Annotated in this window: 16 protein-coding genes; 9 read left to right on the top strand and 7 right to left on the bottom strand. The window is 61.3% G+C overall.

The window, feature by feature from the left end; genetic code table 11:
- Positions 1-71: 71 nt before the first annotated feature.
- From IHQ43_RS05080 to IHQ43_RS05065, 4 genes are all read left to right on the top strand, one after another.
- Positions 72-1,637, top strand: coding sequence for an MBOAT family O-acyltransferase (locus IHQ43_RS05080; RefSeq protein ID WP_192563596.1), 1,566 nt, complete (start codon positions 72-74; stop codon positions 1,635-1,637).
- Positions 1,638-1,647: 10 nt separating this feature from the next.
- Positions 1,648-2,823 carry an alginate O-acetyltransferase gene (locus tag IHQ43_RS05075; protein ID WP_192563595.1) on the top strand — a complete coding sequence of 392 codons (1,176 nt, stop codon included), beginning with the start codon at positions 1,648-1,650 and terminating at the stop codon, positions 2,821-2,823.
- A 14-nt stretch (positions 2,824-2,837) separates the two neighbouring features.
- Positions 2,838-3,494, top strand: a complete 657-nt coding sequence (locus tag IHQ43_RS05070; RefSeq protein WP_085711707.1) for an alginate O-acetyltransferase AlgF — start codon at positions 2,838-2,840, stop codon at positions 3,492-3,494.
- A gap of 211 nt (positions 3,495-3,705) precedes the next feature.
- Positions 3,706-5,157, top strand: coding sequence for a mannose-1-phosphate guanylyltransferase/mannose-6-phosphate isomerase (locus IHQ43_RS05065; RefSeq protein WP_179692576.1), 1,452 nt, complete (start codon positions 3,706-3,708; stop codon positions 5,155-5,157).
- A 71-nt stretch (positions 5,158-5,228) separates the two neighbouring features.
- Here the strand turns inward: IHQ43_RS05065 and IHQ43_RS05060 are convergent, their stop codons facing one another.
- Positions 5,229-7,919 (bottom strand): RHS repeat domain-containing protein, encoded by a 2,691-nt coding sequence (locus tag IHQ43_RS05060; RefSeq protein ID WP_192563594.1) that lies wholly within the window; start codon positions 7,917-7,919, stop codon positions 5,229-5,231.
- A gap of 182 nt (positions 7,920-8,101) precedes the next feature.
- Between IHQ43_RS05060 and IHQ43_RS05055 the strand changes: the two genes are divergently transcribed.
- Together IHQ43_RS05055 and IHQ43_RS05050 are read left to right on the top strand one after the other, a co-directional pair.
- Positions 8,102-8,566 carry a multidrug transporter gene (locus IHQ43_RS05055; protein WP_085690590.1) on the top strand — a complete coding sequence of 155 codons (465 nt, stop codon included), beginning with the start codon at positions 8,102-8,104 and terminating at the stop codon, positions 8,564-8,566.
- Positions 8,567-8,602: 36 nt separating this feature from the next.
- Complete coding sequence (locus IHQ43_RS05050) at positions 8,603-9,427, top strand: SDR family oxidoreductase (protein WP_192563593.1); 825 nt, start codon at positions 8,603-8,605, stop codon at positions 9,425-9,427.
- Between the two features lie 132 nt (positions 9,428-9,559).
- On the opposite strand, the gene IHQ43_RS05045 is transcribed toward IHQ43_RS05050, so the two are convergent.
- Complete coding sequence (locus IHQ43_RS05045; RefSeq protein WP_192563592.1) at positions 9,560-10,441, bottom strand: LysR family transcriptional regulator; 882 nt, start codon at positions 10,439-10,441, stop codon at positions 9,560-9,562.
- A 109-nt stretch (positions 10,442-10,550) separates the two neighbouring features.
- Between IHQ43_RS05045 and IHQ43_RS05040 the strand changes: the two genes are divergently transcribed.
- The gene (locus IHQ43_RS05040) at positions 10,551-11,921 is read left to right on the top strand and encodes an MFS transporter (protein ID WP_192563591.1); all 1,371 of its coding nucleotides are present in this window, start codon (positions 10,551-10,553) and stop codon (positions 11,919-11,921) included.
- Positions 11,918-12,316, top strand: a complete 399-nt coding sequence (locus IHQ43_RS05035; RefSeq protein ID WP_192563590.1) for a DUF4440 domain-containing protein — start codon at positions 11,918-11,920, stop codon at positions 12,314-12,316. Before IHQ43_RS05040 ends, IHQ43_RS05035 begins: the two co-directional genes overlap by 4 nt.
- A 143-nt stretch (positions 12,317-12,459) precedes the next feature.
- Here IHQ43_RS05035 and IHQ43_RS05030 read toward each other — a convergent pair whose 3' ends face one another.
- The 4 genes from IHQ43_RS05030 to IHQ43_RS05015 form a co-directional block, all read right to left on the bottom strand.
- On the bottom strand, positions 12,460-13,326 hold the full coding sequence (locus IHQ43_RS05030) for an efflux RND transporter periplasmic adaptor subunit (RefSeq protein ID WP_192563589.1): 867 nt from the start codon (positions 13,324-13,326) through the stop codon (positions 12,460-12,462).
- A gap of 17 nt (positions 13,327-13,343) precedes the next feature.
- Complete coding sequence (locus IHQ43_RS05025; protein ID WP_003221811.1) at positions 13,344-13,544, bottom strand: DUF1656 domain-containing protein; 201 nt, start codon at positions 13,542-13,544, stop codon at positions 13,344-13,346.
- Positions 13,534-15,726 carry an FUSC family protein gene (locus IHQ43_RS05020; protein WP_192563588.1) on the bottom strand — a complete coding sequence of 731 codons (2,193 nt, stop codon included), beginning with the start codon at positions 15,724-15,726 and terminating at the stop codon, positions 13,534-13,536. The genes IHQ43_RS05025 and IHQ43_RS05020 overlap by 11 nt, the downstream gene beginning before the upstream one ends.
- Positions 15,727-15,867: 141 nt before the next feature.
- Positions 15,868-17,367, bottom strand: a complete 1,500-nt coding sequence (locus IHQ43_RS05015) for an efflux transporter outer membrane subunit (RefSeq protein WP_192563587.1) — start codon at positions 17,365-17,367, stop codon at positions 15,868-15,870.
- 182 nt (positions 17,368-17,549) lie between these two features.
- On the opposite strand from IHQ43_RS05015, the gene IHQ43_RS05010 reads away from it, so the two are divergent.
- Positions 17,550-18,518: a LysR family transcriptional regulator gene (locus IHQ43_RS05010; RefSeq protein WP_192563586.1), complete on the top strand. Its 969-nt coding sequence runs from the start codon at positions 17,550-17,552 to the stop codon at positions 18,516-18,518.
- Between the two features lie 490 nt (positions 18,519-19,008).
- Here the strand turns inward: IHQ43_RS05010 and IHQ43_RS05005 are convergent, their stop codons facing one another.
- Entirely contained in the window at positions 19,009-20,310 is a 1,302-nt protein-coding gene (locus IHQ43_RS05005; protein ID WP_192564953.1) for an IS4 family transposase, read from the bottom strand.
- Positions 20,311-20,418 lie beyond the last annotated feature (108 nt).

The raw sequence follows: 20,418 nt of genomic DNA, 5'->3' as shown, positions 1-20,418 counted from the left end.
CTCCAGTTTTCAGCGGGGGGTTTGGGGGGGCTTTGGCCCTTGACTGTTGGTTCAAACATGGAGAGATCGGGATGGTATTTTCATCCAACGTGTTCCTGTTTCTGTTCTTGCCGATCTTTCTCGGCTTGTACTACCTGAGCGGGCAACGCTATCGCAACCTGCTGCTGCTGATCGCCAGCTACGTGTTCTACGCGTGGTGGCGGGTGGACTTCCTGGCGCTGTTCGCCGGCGTCACCCTTTGGAACTACTGGATCGGCCTGAAAGTCGGCGCCGCCGGCGTGCGCACCAAACCGGCCCAGCGCTGGCTGCTGCTCGGCGTGGCGGTGGACCTGTGCATCCTCGGCTACTTCAAGTACGCCAACTTCGGCGTCGACAGCATCAACGCGATGATGACGTCGGTCGGTCTCGAGCCGTTCATCCTGACCCACGTGCTGCTGCCGATCGGTATCTCGTTCTACATCTTCGAGTCGATCAGCTACATCATCGACGTCTACCGCGGCGATACCCCGGCCACCCGCAACCTGATCGACTTCGCGGCGTTCGTGGCGATCTTCCCGCACCTGATCGCCGGCCCGGTGCTGCGTTTCCGCGACCTGGCCGACCAGTTCAACAACCGCACCCACACCCTCGACAAGTTCTCCGAAGGTTGCACGCGGTTCATGCAGGGTTTCATCAAGAAGGTGTTCATCGCCGACACCCTCGCCGTGGTCGCCGACCATTGCTTCGCCCTGCAAAACCCGACCACGGGTGATGCCTGGCTCGGCGCGCTGGCCTACACCGCGCAGCTGTATTTCGACTTCTCCGGCTACAGCGACATGGCCATCGGCCTGGGTCTGATGATGGGTTTCCGCTTCATGGAAAACTTCAAGCAGCCGTACATCAGCCAATCGATCACCGAGTTCTGGCGCCGCTGGCACATCAGCCTGTCGACCTGGCTGCGTGACTACCTGTACATCACCCTCGGCGGCAACCGCAAAGGCACGCTGATGACCTATCGCAACCTGTTCCTGACCATGCTGCTCGGTGGTCTGTGGCACGGTGCGAACATCACCTACATCGTCTGGGGTGCGTGGCACGGCATGTGGCTGGCGATTGAAAAGGCGCTGGGCCTGAATACCTCGCCGCGCAGCCTCAACCCGATCCGCTGGGCGCTGACCTTCCTGCTGGTGGTCATGGGCTGGGTGATCTTCCGCGCCGAGAACCTGCACGTTGCCGGCCGCATGTACGGCGCGATGTTCAGCTTCGGCGACTGGTCGCTGTCGGAACTCAACCAGGCCAGCCTCACCGGCCTGCAAGTGGCAACTCTGGTGGTGGCTTACATGACGCTGGCGTTCTTCGGCCTGCGTGATCTGTACACCAACCAGCCTCCGGCCAAAACCAAACCTGAGGTCAACGTCGAGGCCAACGGCCCAGCCACGGCGACTCCAGGCCTGATCAAGGCAGCGCCTGGCGAAAACCCGGCGAGCATCCACGAGCCTGGCTACACCGTCGGCGTCGACGCCCAGGTGCAACCGGCGTACTGGACGGCGGACTGGTCGCGCTACGTGATGCGCGGGCTGATCCTGCTGCTGTTCATCGCCTCGATTCTCAAACTCTCGGCGCAAAGCTTCTCGCCGTTCCTTTACTTCCAGTTCTGAGGGATCTGACATGACCCGCTCATTACGCATCTTCTACATCGCGCTGTTTCTGGTGACCCTGCTGGTGCTCGGTCTGTGGTCGGTGCGCAGCTTCTTCGGCTTCAGCACCAACGCGGACGCGACGGTGCTCAACGGCCGCTGGACCAAAGCCGTGGAAACCCACTACGACGACGAATTCCCGATCAAACGCCTGGGCACCAACCTCTGGGCCGCGCTGGATTTCAAACTGTTCAACGAAGGTCGTCCGGGCGTGGTGCTCGGTCGCGATCAGTGGTTGTACAGCGATGAGGAATTCAACCCGATCGTCAACGAAGAGCTGAACCTGCAAGGCAACTACGCGCTGGTCGAAGGCGTGCGCCAGACCCTGAAAGAGAAAGGCGTGAAACTGGTGATGGCGATCGTGCCGGCCAAGGTTCGCCTGTACCCGGAACACCTGGGTGAAGTGAAACCGGCGAGCATCCACGCCAACCTCTATCAGGACTTCCATGCCCGTGTCGCGGCGGACAAGATCCTCGCCCCCGACCTGCTCGGCCCGCTGCAAGCTGCCAAGCAGAACGGTCAGCAAGTGTTCCTGCGCACCGACACCCACTGGACCCCGGAAGGCGCGGAAATCGCCGCCAACACCCTGGCCAGAACCATCGCCGACAAGTTCCCGCTCAGCGGCGAGCCGCAGCGCTTCGTCACCACGCCAGCCGAGAAGGTCACGCACAAAGGCGACCTGCGTCTGTTCCTGCCGCTGGATCCGCTGTTCGAAAACCTGATGCCGGCGCAAGAGCCGCTGCAAAAGCGCAATACCGTGGCCGCCGCCGAGCAGCCTGCCGGTGACGACGCGCTGTTCGCCAACAGCGAAGTGCCGGTCGCGCTGATCGGCACCAGCTACAGCGCCAACCCCAACTGGAACTTCGTCGGTGCGCTCAAGCAAGCGCTGCACAGCGACGTCGTCAACTACGCCGAGGACGGCCACGGCCCGATCCTGCCGATGCTCAGCTACCTGAAAAGCGACGACTTCAAGAACAGCCCGCCACAGGTGCTGATCTGGGAGTTTCCTGAACGATATCTGCCTGTGAACAACGAAATCGGCGACGCCGACCCGCAGTGGGTCGCAGAGCTTAAACAAGCCGGCGCGCGCCAACAAAACGTAGCAATCAACACTAAATCCGAGACGCCCGATCGGGCGCAAAACTGAAAGAGAGGTACACCATGACTTTCACTACAACTCCTCGTCGTCTCGCAAAACGCATTGCTCTGGTGGCGGGTCTGAGCGTGCTGTCGGTCCAGGCCTTCGCCGGTGGCGACGCCGCGCTGTACGGCCCGACTGCACCAAAAGGCTCGACCTTTGTGCGCGTCTACAACGCCAGCAACGCTGAAGTCAGCGCCACCGTCGGCAGCACCAATCTGAGCGACGTCGCGCCGCTGGCCAGCAGCGACTTCAGCTTCATGCCGGGCGGCGACTACAGCGCCAAGGTCGGCAGCCAGACCCTGCCGGTGAAACTCGCCGGTGATCACTACTACACCCTGGTCAACAACGCGTCCGGCGCGCCACAACTGATCGAAGAACCGCCGTTCAAGAACAAGCAGAAATCCCTGGTGCGCGTGCAGAACCTCAGCGACAAGCCGCTGACCCTGAAGACCGCCGACGGCAAGACCGACGTGGTGCCGAACGTGGCCGCCAAGGGCCGTGGCGAGCGCGAAATCAACCCGGTGAAAGTCAGCCTCGCGCTGTACGAAGGCGACAAGAAGGTCGGCGACGTGAAACCGGTCGCCCTGGAGCGCGGTGAAGCCGCAGTGCTGTACGTCACCGGCAACGGCAGCAACCTGTCGCCGGTCTGGGTGAAACGCCCGGTGTCGACCCGCTAACAAATTTTCCCGAACCGCCCCCGCTCCCTGTGGGAGCTGGCTTGCCAGCGATGCAGACAACTCGGTTCTGCAGACATACCGAGGTGATGCCATCGCTGGCAAGCCAGGCTCCCACAGGGACCGAGGCAAGAGTTCGGATACGAGACAAAAGCAAGAGTGAAACGACACAGCGTTCGTGCCTCTAACCAATCGATTTTATGGAGTAAACAATATGATTCCGGTGATCTTGTCAGGTGGTAGCGGTTCACGTCTTTGGCCGCTTTCGCGTAAGCAGTTCCCTAAGCAATTTCTCGCCCTGACCGGCGAACACACGCTGTTCCAGCAAACCCTCGAGCGTCTGGTGTTCGAAGGCATGGACACTCCGATCGTGGTCTGCAACAAGGATCACCGCTTCATCGTCAACGAGCAGCTGAGCAACCGGAACCTGGAATGCCAGCGCATCCTGATGGAACCGTTCGGTCGCAACACCGCGCCGGCCGTGGCGCTGACCGCGATGATGCTGGTCAATGAAGGTCGCGACGAACTGATGCTGGTGCTGCCGGCCGACCACGTCCTCGAAGACCAGAAAGCCCTGCAACGTGCGCTGGCCCTGGCCACTGTGGCGGCAGAGAACGGCGAGATGGTGCTGTTCGGCGTACCGGCCACCAAACCGGAAACCGGTTACGGCTACATCAAATCCACCGGCGATTCGCTGCTGCCGGAAGGCGTCAGCCGCGTCTCGCACTTCGTGGAAAAACCCGACGTCAAACGCGCCACCGAGTACGTCGAGTCCGGCGGTTACTACTGGAACAGCGGCATGTTTCTGTTCCGCGCCAGCCGCTTCCTCGAAGAACTGAAAAAACACGATCCGGACATCTACGACACCTGCCTGCTGACCCTCGAACGCAGCGCCCAGGACAACGACACCATCACCTTCGACGAAGCCACCTTCGCCTGCTGCCCGGACAACTCCATCGACTATTCCGTGATGGAAAAGACCCAGCGCGCCTGCGTGGTGCCGCTGACCGCCGGCTGGAGCGATGTCGGTTGCTGGTCGTCGCTGTGGGAAGTCAACGAGAAGGACGCAAACGGCAACGTCAGCAAAGGCGATGTGGTGATCCAGGACAGCAAGAACTGCATGATCCACGGCAACGGCAAACTGGTGTCGGTGATCGGCCTGGAAAACATCGTGGTGGTCGAAACCAAGGACGCGATGATGATCGCCCACAAGGACAAGGTCCAAGGCGTCAAGCAGATGGTCAACACGCTCAACGAGCAGGGCCGTAGCGAAACCCAGAACCACTGCGAGGTCTACCGTCCGTGGGGCTCCTACGACTCGGTGGACATGGGCGGTCGCTTCCAGGTCAAGCACATCTCGGTCAAGCCGGGTGCCTGCCTGTCACTGCAGATGCACCACCACCGCGCCGAACACTGGATCGTGGTCAGCGGCACCGCCGAAGTGACCTGCGACGAGAACGTGTTTCTGCTCTGCGAGAACCAGTCGACCTACATCCCGATCGCCTCGGTCCATCGCCTGCGTAACCCGGGCAAGATCCCGCTGGAAATCATCGAAGTGCAGTCGGGCTCGTACCTGGGCGAAGACGATATCGAGCGCTTTGAAGATATCTACGGTCGCTCCACCCCGATCGAACGCGGCGTGTCGGTGAAAACCATCGCGCAGTGATCGCCCCGTGATAAGAAGCCCCCGTCCAGCCCGCTGCGTCCCCTATCCGCAGCGGTTGGGCGGGGGCTTTTTTACGCCACTTTTCTGGCTCCCAGTCTTTTGGCGATAGCCGCTGATCGCGGATTGACCGCGGCCGTCCTGACTTTCTGAACGTTGTGCGTGCTCACCATCCTGGCCAACGACTTGACGGTCAGGTAGGTCCCAATACCACGCAATTTGAAAGGTTGGATGGCCTCGGTGGCCTCGACCGATTCACCCAGGAACTTATCCACGCCCGGCTGTGTCAGTGGGTGCGCAAGTATGTTGCTCACATGAACCGTGCTTTCTCCGTCCTTTGTTGACGAGACACTCAACTCAGCGATGCCATAAATCACTTTATCCTGGCCCTTCTTTTCAACATCGTCGCGATTGACCAATGCGAAGTAGTGCTTGGTGACCGTTTTTTCCTCCGATACACGTGGTTCGCTTGAATACTTGAGGGACGAGGATGTGATCTCGGCGATCTCTTTTCCCAATTCAAAATTTTGTTCCGCGCTGATATTTGTGTTCTGCATTTCTCGCCGCATAGAGTCGTGGTACATCTCACGGTACTGGCGCCGGTACATCCTCAGATGACTCGACAGCTCGCGCTTGCTCACTGAAAAATCCGGGCCCTCGCCGACTTCAACCAGTTTGAAATCAGCAGACTTGCTGTATTCCACTCCTCCCGGCTCAAGCCTGGACACATGTGCTTGGGAGGAAAGCAGCTTGAACGCCAATCTCACTCGAATGCCCACGTCCGCTTCGTAGGTTCCGGTCTCGGCTTGCAGCCCCAGCGCGTCTCTCATCGTGAGCGGATTGTTGCGAACCATCCGGTAAATATTCAGCCCATCCGAATATCCGCCAGGATCGGTGCTTGCCCAACGTTGCAACCACGGGATGTAGTAGCGGAAGCCGTAATCGTAAAGACCGGTCGCATCGTGCTCCTTGCCCGAGTAACGTACGTATTTATATTCGAATTCACCGTTTTGCCAGGCCGTTGTACCGAACGGGTGAAATAACTCCTGACTGATCACTGCGCCACGATCGTCCGACTCCAGGCTGACTGATCCCAGGTGATCCGAACAGGCATATCGATACCGATCGTTGATCCCCGAAGGCGGAGGGCTCTCCCAATGCAATACTCGAATATTGTTCAGCCCGCCCTCGGCAGTGATGACTTGCAACCGTTCACCGATCCCGTTATCGGTACGCAGTTCCAACCCGGGCAAATAGCACACCTCGGCAACCACGGTGCGTGTACTGGCCTGTAACAGGCGGATCTTGCGAACCCGCTGGTGACCACCATCGTAGAGATAGGTCTCGCTGTCATTGGCACCGGAAGCGCGCTCCACCGGGCTGACTGATTGCAGTTGGTTGCGCAGGTTCCAGCTCAGTATCCGCCCCGGCTCCAGCTGCAACAGGTTGCCTCTGCGGTCATAGGCGGCTTCGATTTGAGCGTCGTCGGGAGGTGCGTGCCCGTAAGGCAGAGCACGATTGCTGTAACTCGCCGGTTGCAGTTTGCGCCCATGACTTTGTGCGCCGACATGAGTCAGCCTGCGCAGGTTGCCGCCGGGATCATATTCGTAAGTCTGCTGATAGTTGCTGAGCGCCGCCGGATTGACGCGCCCCACCGACTGCGGACCCTGATTGACAGCGCCGGCTTCCCAGCCGGACGCCCCGATCAATTGGTAAAGACTGTCATAGACAAAGCGACTGACCGGATTGATTCGCTGATTCCCGAAGTAACGGATCGGCAAAGACTTGTCTTCGATGCTCAAGACATTGCCCACCCGGTCATAACGATAAATCAGGTGTTGCAACACTCGACCGTCAGCATCTTCAGCACGGCGAACCATCAGGCGCCCGTCCTCGGGGCGATAGGTCAGTGTGGTTTGTACACCGTTGCCGGTGGCTTCCTGCTCGATGCTGCCAAACGCTTTGTAGTGAATATCAGTAACCAGGGTCTGCTCAGTCTCCCCCTTCAACTGCAAGCGGCGCTCGCGCAAGCGGCCATCGATGGTAAGTGCGAGTGTATGCCGGTTGTCTCGGGCGTCCGTCTGCTCCAGTACGTCGCCGAGCGCACCATAGCGCCACCGCGATGTCGCACCGCCGCCGGGTTCCAACAGCCGTGCACGATCCGCCTCCTGCTCCGGCCAGTCGGGTGTCAGCGGCTCCAGAGTGAAGTGGCGGGTGTCCTCGGTGCAGGGGCCGATGATTGCAAAGGCATTGAACAGCACGCTGCCCGCCGGATGGTCATGACGAATCAGCTGACCGAACTGGTTTCGCGACCGATCCCCGCTGCCGGGATGACCGTAGGTCAAGCGTTCGACGCAATGCCGTGGCTCGCTCGCCCCTTGCTCGAATATCGCGACGGGGCGCAGCAAGGAGTCGTGTTCGATCTCGCGTCGCATCTGACGGCTGTCCCAGCTGAACACCGTTTGTGCGGCGAGCCCCTTCAAATCGATTTGCGTACCGGCATCGACGCTGTCTGAACGAATCACCCTGGCGTCGAGGGTAAACTTCTGTATCAGGTTGGCCGGCGTCAGCGGGTCGCCGGTTTGTGACAGCCAAAGCCGCGGATCCCACAGCTTCACCGCACGCTGCGCCGAATCATTCAGGATGCGGTTGATCCGGGGCTCGACAGGTCCGCCCTCGACGGTTCGACAGTAATCGACCGTGCGGACCGGTAAACCGCGCGGATCGAACGCTGACATCCTCGGTGTATTGATGTGCAAGCTCATAGAGCGCGCTCCCCGCGCGAACGGCGTTCGTTGTGCCTCTGGCATCTGAGCAAGCTCGGTGCTGTTTCGGCTACTGTCAGAAACTACAGTACCGACCGACGGCACCTACGCTCAATCCGTGAATGTCCATTCCCGCGCCCCTTCGGTAGGATGGTCATCACGAGTTCAAGGAGCGTTCGAACATGTTCATCGGCGTCTTGCTGGTCATCACCTGGCTGATCCTGTTGTTGCGCTACCCGGCCAAAGCCTTGCCGGTATCCATGGCCGCCGCCGTCGGCCTTGGGCTGGTGGCAATGTGGGTGGTGTGGCTGGACAACCGCGAGGTCAAGCAACTGGCACGGCTTGAACTGCGCATCGTCTATGCCCCCGAACACTGCCCCGCCGACCGCCCGCTGCTGCTGAAGATGAACAATGGCAACGACGTGCCGCTGACCGAACTGCGCTGGCGCATCGCAGCGTATGCACCGGGCGACACCGTGAACCTGGCCGACAATCAATACGCCGCCCCACGCTATCGCGGCCCCGGCGAATTGCAGGCTGGCGGCAACTGGGAAGACTGTCTGCCGATGCCGCCGTTGCGTCCCGGTTATCGCCCGCAAACCCTGGAGTTTCGCGCCGAGCGATTGCAGGGTAGTTTCTCCGACTGATCCCCTCCCCCCACACGTTTGCACAAGGAATGCGCCATGCCCGTTGCGTTGATTACCGGTTGTTCCAGCGGCATCGGCCGCGCCCTCGCCGATGCCTTCAAAAGTGCCGGCTACGAGGTCTGGGCCAGTGCGCGCAAGGCTGAAGATGTTGCGGCACTCGCCGTTGCCGGATTCACCGCCGTGCAACTCGACGTCAATGACAACACAGCACTGGAACAACTCGCCGAGCGGATCAACCAGCAACACGGCGGTCTCGATGTGCTGATCAACAACGCCGGTTACGGCGCCATGGGGCCGCTGCTCGACGGCGGTGTTCCGGCCATGCAGCGCCAGTTCGAAACCAACGTGTTTTCAATTGTCGGCGTGACCCGTGCGCTGTTCCCGGTGCTGCGTCGGGCCAAGGGCCTGGTGGTGAACGTCGGCAGCGTTTCCGGGGTGCTGGTCACGCCGTTCGCTGGAGCCTACTGCGCCTCGAAAGCGGCGGTGCATGCGTTGAGCGATGCATTGCGCATGGAGCTGGCGCCCTTCGGGATTCGCGTGATGGAAGTGCAGCCGGGGGCGATTCAATCGAGCTTCGCCAAGAATGCCGGGCATGAAGCCGAACAGCTGATCAACGAACAATCGCCGTGGTTTCCGTTGCGCGAAGGCATTCGGGCGCGGGCCAAGGCCTCGCAGGACAAACCGACGCCGGCCAGCGAATTTGCCGCCGAGCTGCTCAAGGCTGTGCAGCAGAGCAAACCGCCACGACTGATCCGCATCGGCAATGGCAGCCGGGCGTTGCCGCTGCTGGCGACGTTGTTGCCGAAAGGATTGCTGGAGTCGACGTTGATGAAGCGGTTCGGGTTGGGCGGGCAACTCTGAAACCGCGTCAGCCCCATCGCGGGCAAGCCCGCTCCCACAGGTTTTTGTGCCGTACTGGATATCTGAACACACCGCTAAACCTGTGGGAGCGTGGTTTGCCCGCGATGGGGCCAGTGCAGACACCGCAGAGCATCACCCCCACCCTTTCATGAAATCAATGAACGCCCGCACCTTCAGTGGCAGGTGTCGGGTGTCCGGGTACAGCGCATAAACCCCTTGCTGCGCGAAACGGTAATCCGGCAACAAGCGCTGTAACCGCCCGGCGTCGAGGTCTTCCTGAATCAGCCATTGCGGCAGAATCGCCACGCCCTGCCCGGTCAGTGCAAAGGCACGCAGGGTCGCGGAGTTGTCGGCAACGATGGCGGTGGTTCCCGGTTTTGGCTGATAGACATGCTCGGTGCCGGCGGGGTCGCTGACCGTCATTTCCGGCACTCGCCCATGCCCCAGCGTCGGCATCGATTCAAGCACCGCCAGCGTATCGACCGGCACAAATCGCTCGACCAGCCCCGGTGCCGCCACGGCAAACACCTCGAACGTCGACAACTGCACCGCCCGCAGATTCGAGTCGTGCATGCGACCCAGGCGGATCGCCATGTCGAACCGTTCGGAGATCAGATCGGCGTGGGTCGAGGACGTGGACAAGTGAATGTTCAGTTGCGGCTGCTGTTGCCGAAACACTTCCAGCGCCGGCACCACCTGAGCCAGCGCGAACTCCACGGTCGTGGTGATGCGCAGGGTGCCCTTGAGCTGCGAGTGCTCCGAACGTGCTTCCTCGATGGCCAGCCGTGCTTCGTCCAGTGTGCGCAGGCAGCGCCGATAAAAGCGTTCGCCGGCATCGGTCAGGGCCAGTTGCCGGGTGTTGCGGGTGAGCAAGGTGACGCCCAACTCTTCCTCAAGACGTTTGAGGTTGAAGCTCACCACCGCCCGCGTTTGCCCCAGCGTGTCGGCAGCGGCGGTCAATGAGCCGGCCTCGACCACGGCTTTGAAGGTGTCGAATCGATCCAGGCTGACCATGTTCACTGCGCTCCCTGTCAAAATAATTTTGACAAACTAGCAGTCAAACCAGCGTATTTCTATCGCTTCCAGCGCCCTAACCTGCACGCCTCATCACAGGGAAGCTGCCATGGCCTATCGCTCGAAAGTCGCGCTGGTGTATCTGTTGGGGTTCGCCCTCGACCTGCTGAACATGTTCGCCGCGAGCATTGCCTACCCGGACATCGCCGCGCAGTTGCACGCCTCGGTGACGCAACTGGCGTGGATCACCAACGCCTACATGCTCGGGCTGACGCTGATCATTCCGATGAGCGTGTGGCTGGCTGCACGGGTGGGCGAGCGGCGGCTGATCCTCGGTTCGCTGCTGGCGTTCGGGATCGCCTCCGGTCTTATCGCTCAGGCGAGCTCGATTGAAAGCCTGATCGGCTGGCGACTGCTGCAAGGACTCGGTGGCGGGTTGTTGCTGCCGGTCGGTCAGGCGCTGGCCTATCGGGAGTTTCCGGCGACACAACGCGCGCACTTCACCGGTGTGGTTTTGCTGGTGGCATTGATGGTGCCGGCGCTGTCGCCGGCGGCGGGTGGTTTGATCGTCGAGTTGCTGTCGTGGCGCTGGATTTTCTACCTGAATATGCCAGTGGCGCTCTTGGCTTTCGGATTGGGCCTGCTCTGGTTGAAAGCGGATCAGCCAGCAAACGCACGCCCGACACTGGACGCTCGCGGCCTGCTGCTGGCCGTGGCAGCGCTGAGTCTGTTGCTGATGGCCGTCAGTCTGGCGAGCGAGCCCGCAACCCGACATCTCGCGGGCGGTGTCCTGCTGCTCAGCATCAGCACCTTGTGGATCTACCTGCGCGATGGCTGGAACAAACCGGGTGCAGTCCTTGATCTGCAACTGATCAAGAACCCTTCGTTGCGCCTGGCGATGCTGATCTACCTGTTCGTGCCCGGCATCTTTACCGGCACCAACATGATTGCCGTGTTGTACCTGCACGACCTCGGTTTCGGTGCAGCGCGAACCGGGGCGTTGATGCTGGCCTGGGCGGCGGCCTCGGGCGTGGCGATCATGCTTGGCAAACGCAGCTTCAACCGGACCGGCCCCAAGCCGTTACTGATCGCCGGCATGCTGCTGCAATCACTTGGCATCGTCGTGCTGTTGCAGATCGATCAACCTGCCAACGGCCCGTTAATCCTCGCCTATGCCCTGATGGGGCTGGGTGGCAGCCTGTGCAGCGTCACCGCGCAGACCCTGGCATTTGTCGGCATCACGCCAGAAAAAATGGGCCACTCCAGCGCCCTGTGGAATATCAATCGCCAACTCGGTTTCTGCCTCGGCGCGGCACTGCTCAGCTCTCTGTTGGGCGCTTTGGGCACCAACGGATTCAAATACTGCTTTCTCGCCGCTGCACTGCTCACGCTGTTGCCGATGGCGGCCGTGCTGCGTTTCGATTCGACAAAAGTGCTCGCCCTTCTGCGCTCACCTCACCTTCAGGAAAAATCCACATGACTGACTACGCCGACTATTTTGACGAAGTGATCCAGGCCCATGAAGCCATCGAACGATGGTTTGCCGTTGAGGAAGACGAGGCAGCGCTGGAACGATTGCTGGCGCGTTTTTCGCCACGGTTTTCCATGGTGACGCCGCTGGGGCGTGTGCTGGATTTCGAGGCCTTGCGTGGGTTGTTTCAAATCGCGGGCGGCAAGAAAAGCGGGTTCAGGATCGGGCTCGGCGAGCTTCAAGGGATTGCCTTGCATGAGCGCGGCGCGACGGTGAATTATCGCGAACAGCAGACCGATGCGAGCGGGGTGCACACGGATCGGCGTTCAACTGTGGTGTTCGAAAAAACCGGATCCGGACGGGTGATCTGGCGGCATCTGCACGAGACGTTTTGCAGCGAGTAGAAGCTGAGTATCTCCTCTCAAAACCGAGTCGCCGGCTTCGCGGGCAAGCCCGCTCCCACAGGTATTGTGGCGTACTCAGAATGCCCGGACGCCGTGATACCTGTGGGAGCGAGCTTGCTCGCGAATGGCTACGACGCGGTCTGTCAGTTATCCACAGCGTCCTGCTTCACAACAACGGTGCAGGTAATCCCCGCCGCCAGCAGCACACCTTCCGGCACTTCATCGATGTGAATCCGCACCGGCACCCGTTGCGCCAGCCGCACCCAGTTGAAGGTCGGGTTCACATCGGCGATCAGCTCGCGGCTTTCGGGGTTGTCGCGGTCGTAAATACCACGGGAAATGCTTTCCACATGGCCCTTGAGGACTTCGCCGCTCATCAGTTGCATGTCGGCATTATCGCCAACGCGCACGTGGGGCAGTTTGGTTTCTTCGAAGAAGCCGTAGACCCAGAAAGAATTCATGTCGACCACGGCCATTTTCGCTTCGCCGATGCGGGCGTAGTCGCCGCGATGCACATTGAGGTTGGTCACGTAGCCGTCCACCGCCGCGCGCACTTCGGTGCGTTTGAGGTTGAGTTCGGCGGCTTCCAGTTGCGCTTGGGCCTGTTGGTAATCGGCGAGTGCCGAGTCGGCGATGTTGCTGGCGTCGTCGCGGTTTTCCTTGGAGATCACCAATGCGTCCATGTCGGCGCGGCGATGGGCGTTGACCTTGCGCATCTCCCAGGTGGCCTTGCGCGAAGCCACCAGCGACTGCGCCTGTTTCACCGCGAGGCGATAGTGCTCGGGGTCGATCTGCATCAGCAAATCACCTTTCTTCACCAACTGGTTGTCGCGCACCGGCACGTCGACCACTTCACCGGTGACGTCGGCGGCGACGTTGATGATGTCGGCGCGCACCCGGCCGTCGCGGGTCCACGGGGTGTTCATGTAGTGCTCCCACAACGTGCGGCCGATCCACAACGCCAGGGCCAGCACCAGCAGGGTCGCGAGCAGGCTGAAAAACTTTTTCATCGGGACAATTCTCAGACTCAACGGTAGACAGTCAGCGCCATCGCGCCGAACAGACAGGTAAACAGGCTCAGGCGCAGCAGCGCCGGGTGCCAGAAGAAGCGGTACAGATCGAACCCCGAGAGGAATCGGTCCAGCGCCCAGGCCAGCGCCGCAGCGACGAAAAACATCAGGGTCATGGTCGGCATGTACACGCCGTGGAAGGCGATTTCACGAGGCATGGGCAAGTCCTTCGGGCTTGGCGATGGCGTAGGCAGCAAGGGGCGACTGCGGGTCGAGCAACGAGGTGCGGATGAAGTGCAGGTAGCTTTTCACCCGACGCAGTGCCGAGGTATCGAAGTGCGGTGCGAACGGCTCGTCAGTGGCGGCGACTCGGCTGATGGCGTGATCGACAGCGACCAGTGCGCGTTCCAGATTGCTCGAATTCGGTTGCAGGAACAGCCGCACCAGCGAGCGCCCCATGACCCGGATCGCCTGGCGCCATGGCTGGGATTCGGCATACGCCGGATGCACCGGCAGAATCGCCTGTTCCTTGCGCAACTCGATGATCGCGTGACCGACTTCCAGCACCACGAACATCCAGCGCAGCAGGTTTTTCTGCACCAGCGGCTGACCGGCCGCCAGACCATAAGCCTGATGCATCAGGTCGCGGGTACGGCTTTCGAAGCTCGACGCCAGCCCCTTGAGTTTGCCGCTGATCGCGTACACCACTTGCCCGCGCAGGTCCTGTTCCAGACGCTGCCACAACCAACGGCTGTTCGGCGGCAGAATGATCGCCCCCGCCGCCGCGCAGACCAGCATGCCCATGACCATGGCGATGTAGTCGTTGATGAAGGTGTAGGGGTTGTAGATCGTCAGGTTGTCCGGCACGGAACCTGTGCTGAAGAAGATCAGCAGACCGAGGCCGACACCGGCGTATTGTGGCCGCGAAGCGAGGAACGAGCCGAGCACGATCACCGGCGCGAGCATCACGCACAGCAGCGGAAAACCGTCGATCCACGGGAAGATGAAAAACATCTCGACGAAGCCGATCAACGCTCCGAGGAACGTGCCGCAGGCCATCTGGAACGCCATGCGTTTCGGGTTCGGCGTCGCCGCCGACAGACCCACGGTGGCAGCGGCAATCAGGGTCATGGTCGCACCGCTCGGCCACGCGGTGGCGACCCAGTAACTGCCGAGCACGACCAGGATGAACGTGGCACGAATCCCCGAAGCCGCCGCCGCCCACCAACTGGTCTGCGGGGTGAACGGCTCGTCCCAGCGCTCGCGTTCGTGGCTGTGATCAGCCAGAGAGGCGTGAGTCTGTGCATAACTGTGCAAGTCATCGACGAAGCGATAGAGCAGCTCATACGCGGTATGGAAATCCAGCTGTTCGGCGTCGCTCGGCTCGCTCTCCTGGAAGATCGCCCGCAGGCTGCGCACCCGCGCCGGCAAGCCTTCCTTGTAGGCCGCCAGCGCCAGCACCAGACGCGCCGCATCCGGACTGGTCAGGGCGCGGCCGCTGAAACCGTCGAGCACTTCGGCCAGGTCCTGCAGGCCCGGTTTGATTGCGGCTTCCACATGGTCGGCGCCGTTGCGACGCAGGCGTTCGAGCAACTGGTGCAAGGCGTTGAAACGGGTGGTGATGCCCATGAATTCGCTGTTGAGGCGACTGAGCCGACCGTTGCGCCGACGCATGTGCGGGTCTTCGAACACGGTCACGCTACGCAGCCCTTCCAGCCCCACCGCTTCGGCGATAAAGCGCACATTGCTGGCCTCGAACGATTCCGGTTTGCTGCGCCCGCGCAGGCCATCGGTGACGAACAACGCGAACACACCGAAGCGCTGATACAAGGCGTTGCGCATCGCGGCGCTGGCGGTCTGCGGCAGGATCGCGGCACTGACCAGGGTCGAGCAGAGAATCCCCAGCGAGATCTCCAGCACCCGCCACACCGCCGCCATGAACGCACCGTCAGGATGGGCGAGCGCCGGCAAACCGACCATCGCGGCGGTGTACCCGGCCAGCACAAAACCATACGCACGGAAGTTGCGGCAACGAGCGGCGCCCGCCGAACAGATGCCGACCCAGATCGCCAGCGAACCGAGGAACAACTCAGTGTTCTGCGCGAACAACGAGATCAGCGTGACCATCATCGCCGACCCGGCCAGGGTGCCGAGGAAGCGATAGAAACTCTTGGCGAACACCTGACCGCTCTGCGGCTGCATGACGATGAACACGGTGATCATCGCCGTGCGCGGCTGCGGCAGCTCCAGGCGCATCGCCAGCCACAGGGTCAGGAACGCGGCAATCAATACCTTGAAGATGTAGACCCAGGTCACGCCGTCGCTGCGCGCCCAGTCGAAGAAGCCCCGGCGCCATTCCAGGGAGTAGAGCCAGCGCAAAGGTGCGGGCAAGGGAGTCATTCAAATATGCTCAATGAGTTTCAGGTCGGCCCCATCCCCTGTGGGAGCGAGCTTGCTCGCGAAGCGGGAGTGTCAGCCAGCACACATGTCGGCTGACACACCGCATTCGCGAGCAAGCTCGCTCCCACAGGGATTGTGTGTTCAACGCAAGAGAACCGGGGTTTTAGGTGCCTGGGTTTGTCGCTCCGTCGGCACGTCTTTACCCGCCCCCAAACCACCGCCCAACGCCGTCACCAGTTCCGCATGGGCACTCAAGCGCGCCGCCTGCACCTGCTGCTGAACCTGCTGCTGTTTGAACAGCAGGGTCTGGGCGTTGAGCACGTTGAGGTAATCGGTGAGCCCGCGCTGGTAGGCGATCATCGCGATGTCGTAAGTCTTCTGCGCGGTGGCCACGGATTCGGCGGCGAACGTCTGCTGCTTGTCCATCGACTCGCGGCGGATCAACTGGTCGGAGATGTTCTTCAGCGCATTGACCAGAGTCTGGTTGTAATGCGCGACGGCGATGTCATAACCCGCCGAGGCTTCGCCTAGCTCGGCACGCAGTCGCCCGCCGTCGAAGATCGGCAGCGAGATCGCCGGGCCGACGTTGTAGTTGAGCTTCTTGCCGGTCAGGAACTCCAGCGCCCCGCCGCCGGTGGCCATGTAGCCGAGGCTGCCGACCAGATCGACGTTGGGGTAGAACCCGGCATGCGCGACATCAATCCCGCGCGCCTGCGCCGCCACTTGCCAGCGACTGGCGACCACGTCCGGACGCTGGCCGAGCAGTTCGGCAGGCAATGCCGACGGCAACTTCAGCGCTGCCCCGAGGGACAGGGTCGGACGCTGCAATTGCGCGCCGGCGCCCGGGCCTTTGCCGGACAGTGCCGCGATCTGGTTGCGGCTCAGGGCGATTTCTTCGTCCAGCGCATCCAGTTGCCGATGGGTTTCCGGCAACGGCGTTTCGGCCTGGCTGACTTCAAAGTGCGTGCCGATCCCGCCGTTCAGGCGTTTCTGCGCCAGCTCGAGAATCTGCTGTTGCTGCTTGAGCGTCGCCGCAACGATGTCGCGCTGGGCGTAATGCAGTGACAGTTCGATGTAGGCGCGCACGATGTTGTTCTGCAATTCCAGCTGCGCCTGACGCGCCTCGGCAGCGCTCATGTGCGCCAGATCGACGGCCCGCTCGGTGCTGTTGCTTTCACGGCCCCAGAGGTCGAGCGCGTAACTGAAACCCAGCGCGGCGTTGTTGTCCCAGGTGGTGCTGTTGGCCAGCTCACCGGGGCCGTAGAACTGGTCGGTGGGCCAGTTGTGGCGCTTGAGGGTCGACTCGCCATTGATCTGCAACGACTCGGCTGCTTCGGCGACACCGGCCATGGATCTCGCTTGACGCACTCGCGCGGCGGCCATCGCCATGGTCGGGCTGCCTTGCACGGCGAGGTCGATCCAGCGGTTGAGTTGCGGGTCGCCATAGGCTTGCCACCATTGGCCGGTGGGCCAGTTTGCGTCACGGGCGGCGTGGGCGATGGCCTCGTCGGTGGCCAGTTCATTGGCCTCCAGAGCCTTGCCCTGCGGGGCAATCCCTCCGGTTCCGATGCAGCCGCCGAGACCTAACGAAAGAGCCAGAACACTGAGCGGCAAAAGCGCTCTGTTGATGCGACGCGGCACTGCTGCGAATTCCTGAGGTGGGAGATGTTTCGAGGTGGGCGCAATTCTAGGGGGGCGCCATTACGGCGATAAGCTGGGAATCCTGTGAATCTTTGTTACCGTTAACGAGATAATCCCTTGGTCGGGGGTCTCAGCCCCTGAAACTTCGTGTCACAATTTGCCATCTCCCTTGAGAGCACCCCATGGACACTTTGCAAAACATGCGCGCCTTCAGTTGTGTGGCCGAAGCGGGCAGCTTCACTGCCGCCGCCGTGCAACTCGACACCACCACCGCCAACGTCTCGCGCGCGGTCTCCAACCTTGAGGCCCACCTGCAAACCCGACTGCTGAACCGCACGACCCGACGCATCGCCCTCACCGAAGCCGGCAAGCGCTACCTGCTGCGCTGCGAGCAGATCCTTGCCTACGTCGAAGAGGCCGAAGCCGAAGCCAGCGAGGCCCACGCCCGCCCGGCCGGACAATTGAAAGTCCACACCATGACCGGCATCGGCCAGCACTTCGTGATCGACGCCATCGCCCGCTACCGCAAGACCCACCCGGACGTGACCTTCGACCTGACCATGGCCAACCGCGTGCCGGACCTGCTCGACGAAGGCTACGACGTCTCCATCGTCCTGGCCCGCGAACTGCCGGACTCGGGCTTCGTCTCGCAACGCCTGGGCATCACCTACAGCATCGTCTGCGCCTCCCCGGCCTACGTAAAAGCCAACGGCTGCGCACAAAAACCCAGCGACCTGCTGAACCACGCTTGCCTGCGCCTGGTGAGCCCGGTGATCCCCCTGGAAAAATGGGCCTTCGACGGCCCTGACGGCCAGGAAATGGTCACCATCAACAGCTCGCCCTTCCTGGTGAACTCCGCCGACGCGATGAAAACCGCGATCATCAGCGGCATGGGCGTCGGCGTGTTGCCGGTGTACGCCGCCATCGAAGCCCTGCGCAACGGCTCGCTGGTACGGGTGATGCCGAACTACCGATCGCAGGAACTGAACCTGTACGCGATCTACCCGTCGCGGCAATATCTGGATGCGAAGATCAAGACCTGGGTTGAATACCTGCGTGGATCGTTGCCAGAGATATTGGCGGGGCATCAGGCGGAGTTGGCGGCTTATGAGATGAGTGGGAGCCTGGCGGGGGTGCGGGTAGCGAATTGAGTTTGGCGTGAACCGAGTGCTGGATAACGTCGGAGTACAACGTTATCCCGCCCCCTCAGAGTCGCCCTGACTGAACGGACTTGCCAGCGAATGCCATCGTCACTGGCAGATCGATTGGGACGCAGAGCGTCCCGGGCTGCATTCCCACGCGGAGCGTGGGAACGATCAAAAGCCAGCCCGCACTCGCTGTTCGCTGTTCGCTTCCCACCACTCACCACGATGAGCGTTAGCTCGAGTACCGCTCTTGACGTGCCGGCCCCTTCGGCAGGCTGAGTGGAGGGATTCATCCGGGGGTGGGAGCGCAGCGACCGTGCGGCGCAGCCGCATGCATCGAGAGGAGGTGCAGCGAAGCAAACCGTAGGCGATGCCCCCGGATGAATTCCGGAACGAAGGAACACCGAGCCAAAGCGAGGTGCCGAACGCCGGGGCCCAAGACCTTTGGTTACTTTGGGGCGTTTGCCAAAGTGACCCGCTGTAAAAGCCATCCCTTTCAAGGTCTTTTCGTTTTGGCGGCCTTGATTACCCGGTCCGTTGAAACATGCGCATGCACCGCAGCGCCTTGCACCCATGTTTTGGGTTTGGGCACCTTGGGGCCCCGGGGACTTTTGGCAACTTGTTTTGGCTGGATGTTTCTGGCCAGTTCCAACAAGCGCTGGGCCAGTTTTTCCAGAGGTACGACGGGAAAGCATTCCGAGGGCAGCGCAATTTGCAGACCTTCATAGCCACTGCGGACCTGAACCGCCAAGTGATAGGTTGAGGCTTCCCAGCCCTCAGGCTGGGAAGCCTGATGGGCTTGCTCGACGCTTCGCTTGAGTACGGCCAGGACGTTGTAGGCCAAAACCGCAGTAGCAAACCCGAGCAGGGCAGCCTTTGGGCTACCAAGGGTTTCGATTTCACTTTCCAGGATTGCTTCCAGTCGCTGGAACATGCCTTCAATGCTCCAGCGGCGGCGATAGAGTTCCGCGATCTGCTGCGCGCTGACGCTGTCAGGCAGATTGCTCCAGAACATCAAGCTGCTGTCACCCGAGTCCGTTGGCGAGTGAAGCGTCAGTTCGACACGCCGACACTGGTAACCGCCTCTGACCTGAATAATCTGCTCACGCACAGTGCCCGTACTCACAGGCACTGGTTCTTGCCACTGCCCCTCCTGAATCAAGCGTGGATGCTTGGCTTGTTGGCGAATGACAAAGGAGGTTTTGACCTGTTCGCAAGCCTCCATAACCGGGAGCGTGCAATAGAGTCGATCAGCCAGCCACACTTGGCCCGACTCGGCATCGGCCAAGAGAGGCAACACGCAAACACGCTCGCTTGCGTAGGCATCCTCACACGCCTGCAGGTCGATGACCTGATCCAGGTCGGGATCGTAGACAACCACCGAAAAACCGGGCCGAGCGGCGCCTCGCTCGTGGCGTAAAGCCCCGAGTCGTTTCTCAGTGGATGCCAAGTGATTACCGTCCACCACCCGAACCTGCCAACCCGGCAGCATCGCCGTGCAACCCAACTCCCTGATCGTTGGAGCCAGGCGCTGTGCACAGCCCGTGACCAGGGCGCGCAACAGAGCTGGCTCGGTACGACTGATCTTGTCGTAGAGGGCCGCCAGGCTGACAGGAAGATCTTCCAGTTGCCGCGCCGCAGCGTGCAGGGATGGCTTCAAGCCCAATGAAACAAGGGACATCAGCTTGATGATGGTCGAGAACAGTAGCTCACGAGAATACTGCCGTTGCCGATGCTCTTCGAAGACCTGATCGACCCACTCAGGGGCAATAGCTTGCTCCAGCGCCAATTTGGCCATAACGCTGGCAGGTGCTTTTTTCTCGAAACGCGCTAAAACATCGGCCCACATCGTTCGGGTATCCCTGATAGAAACTTCAGGGGATTTTACCTAAGACCTTGAAAGGGA

Source organism: Pseudomonas gozinkensis, from assembly GCF_014863585.1.
Taxonomy (GTDB): Bacteria; Pseudomonadota; Gammaproteobacteria; order Pseudomonadales; family Pseudomonadaceae; genus Aquipseudomonas; species Aquipseudomonas gozinkensis.
This window is presented reverse-complemented; position numbering and strand designations above follow the sequence as displayed.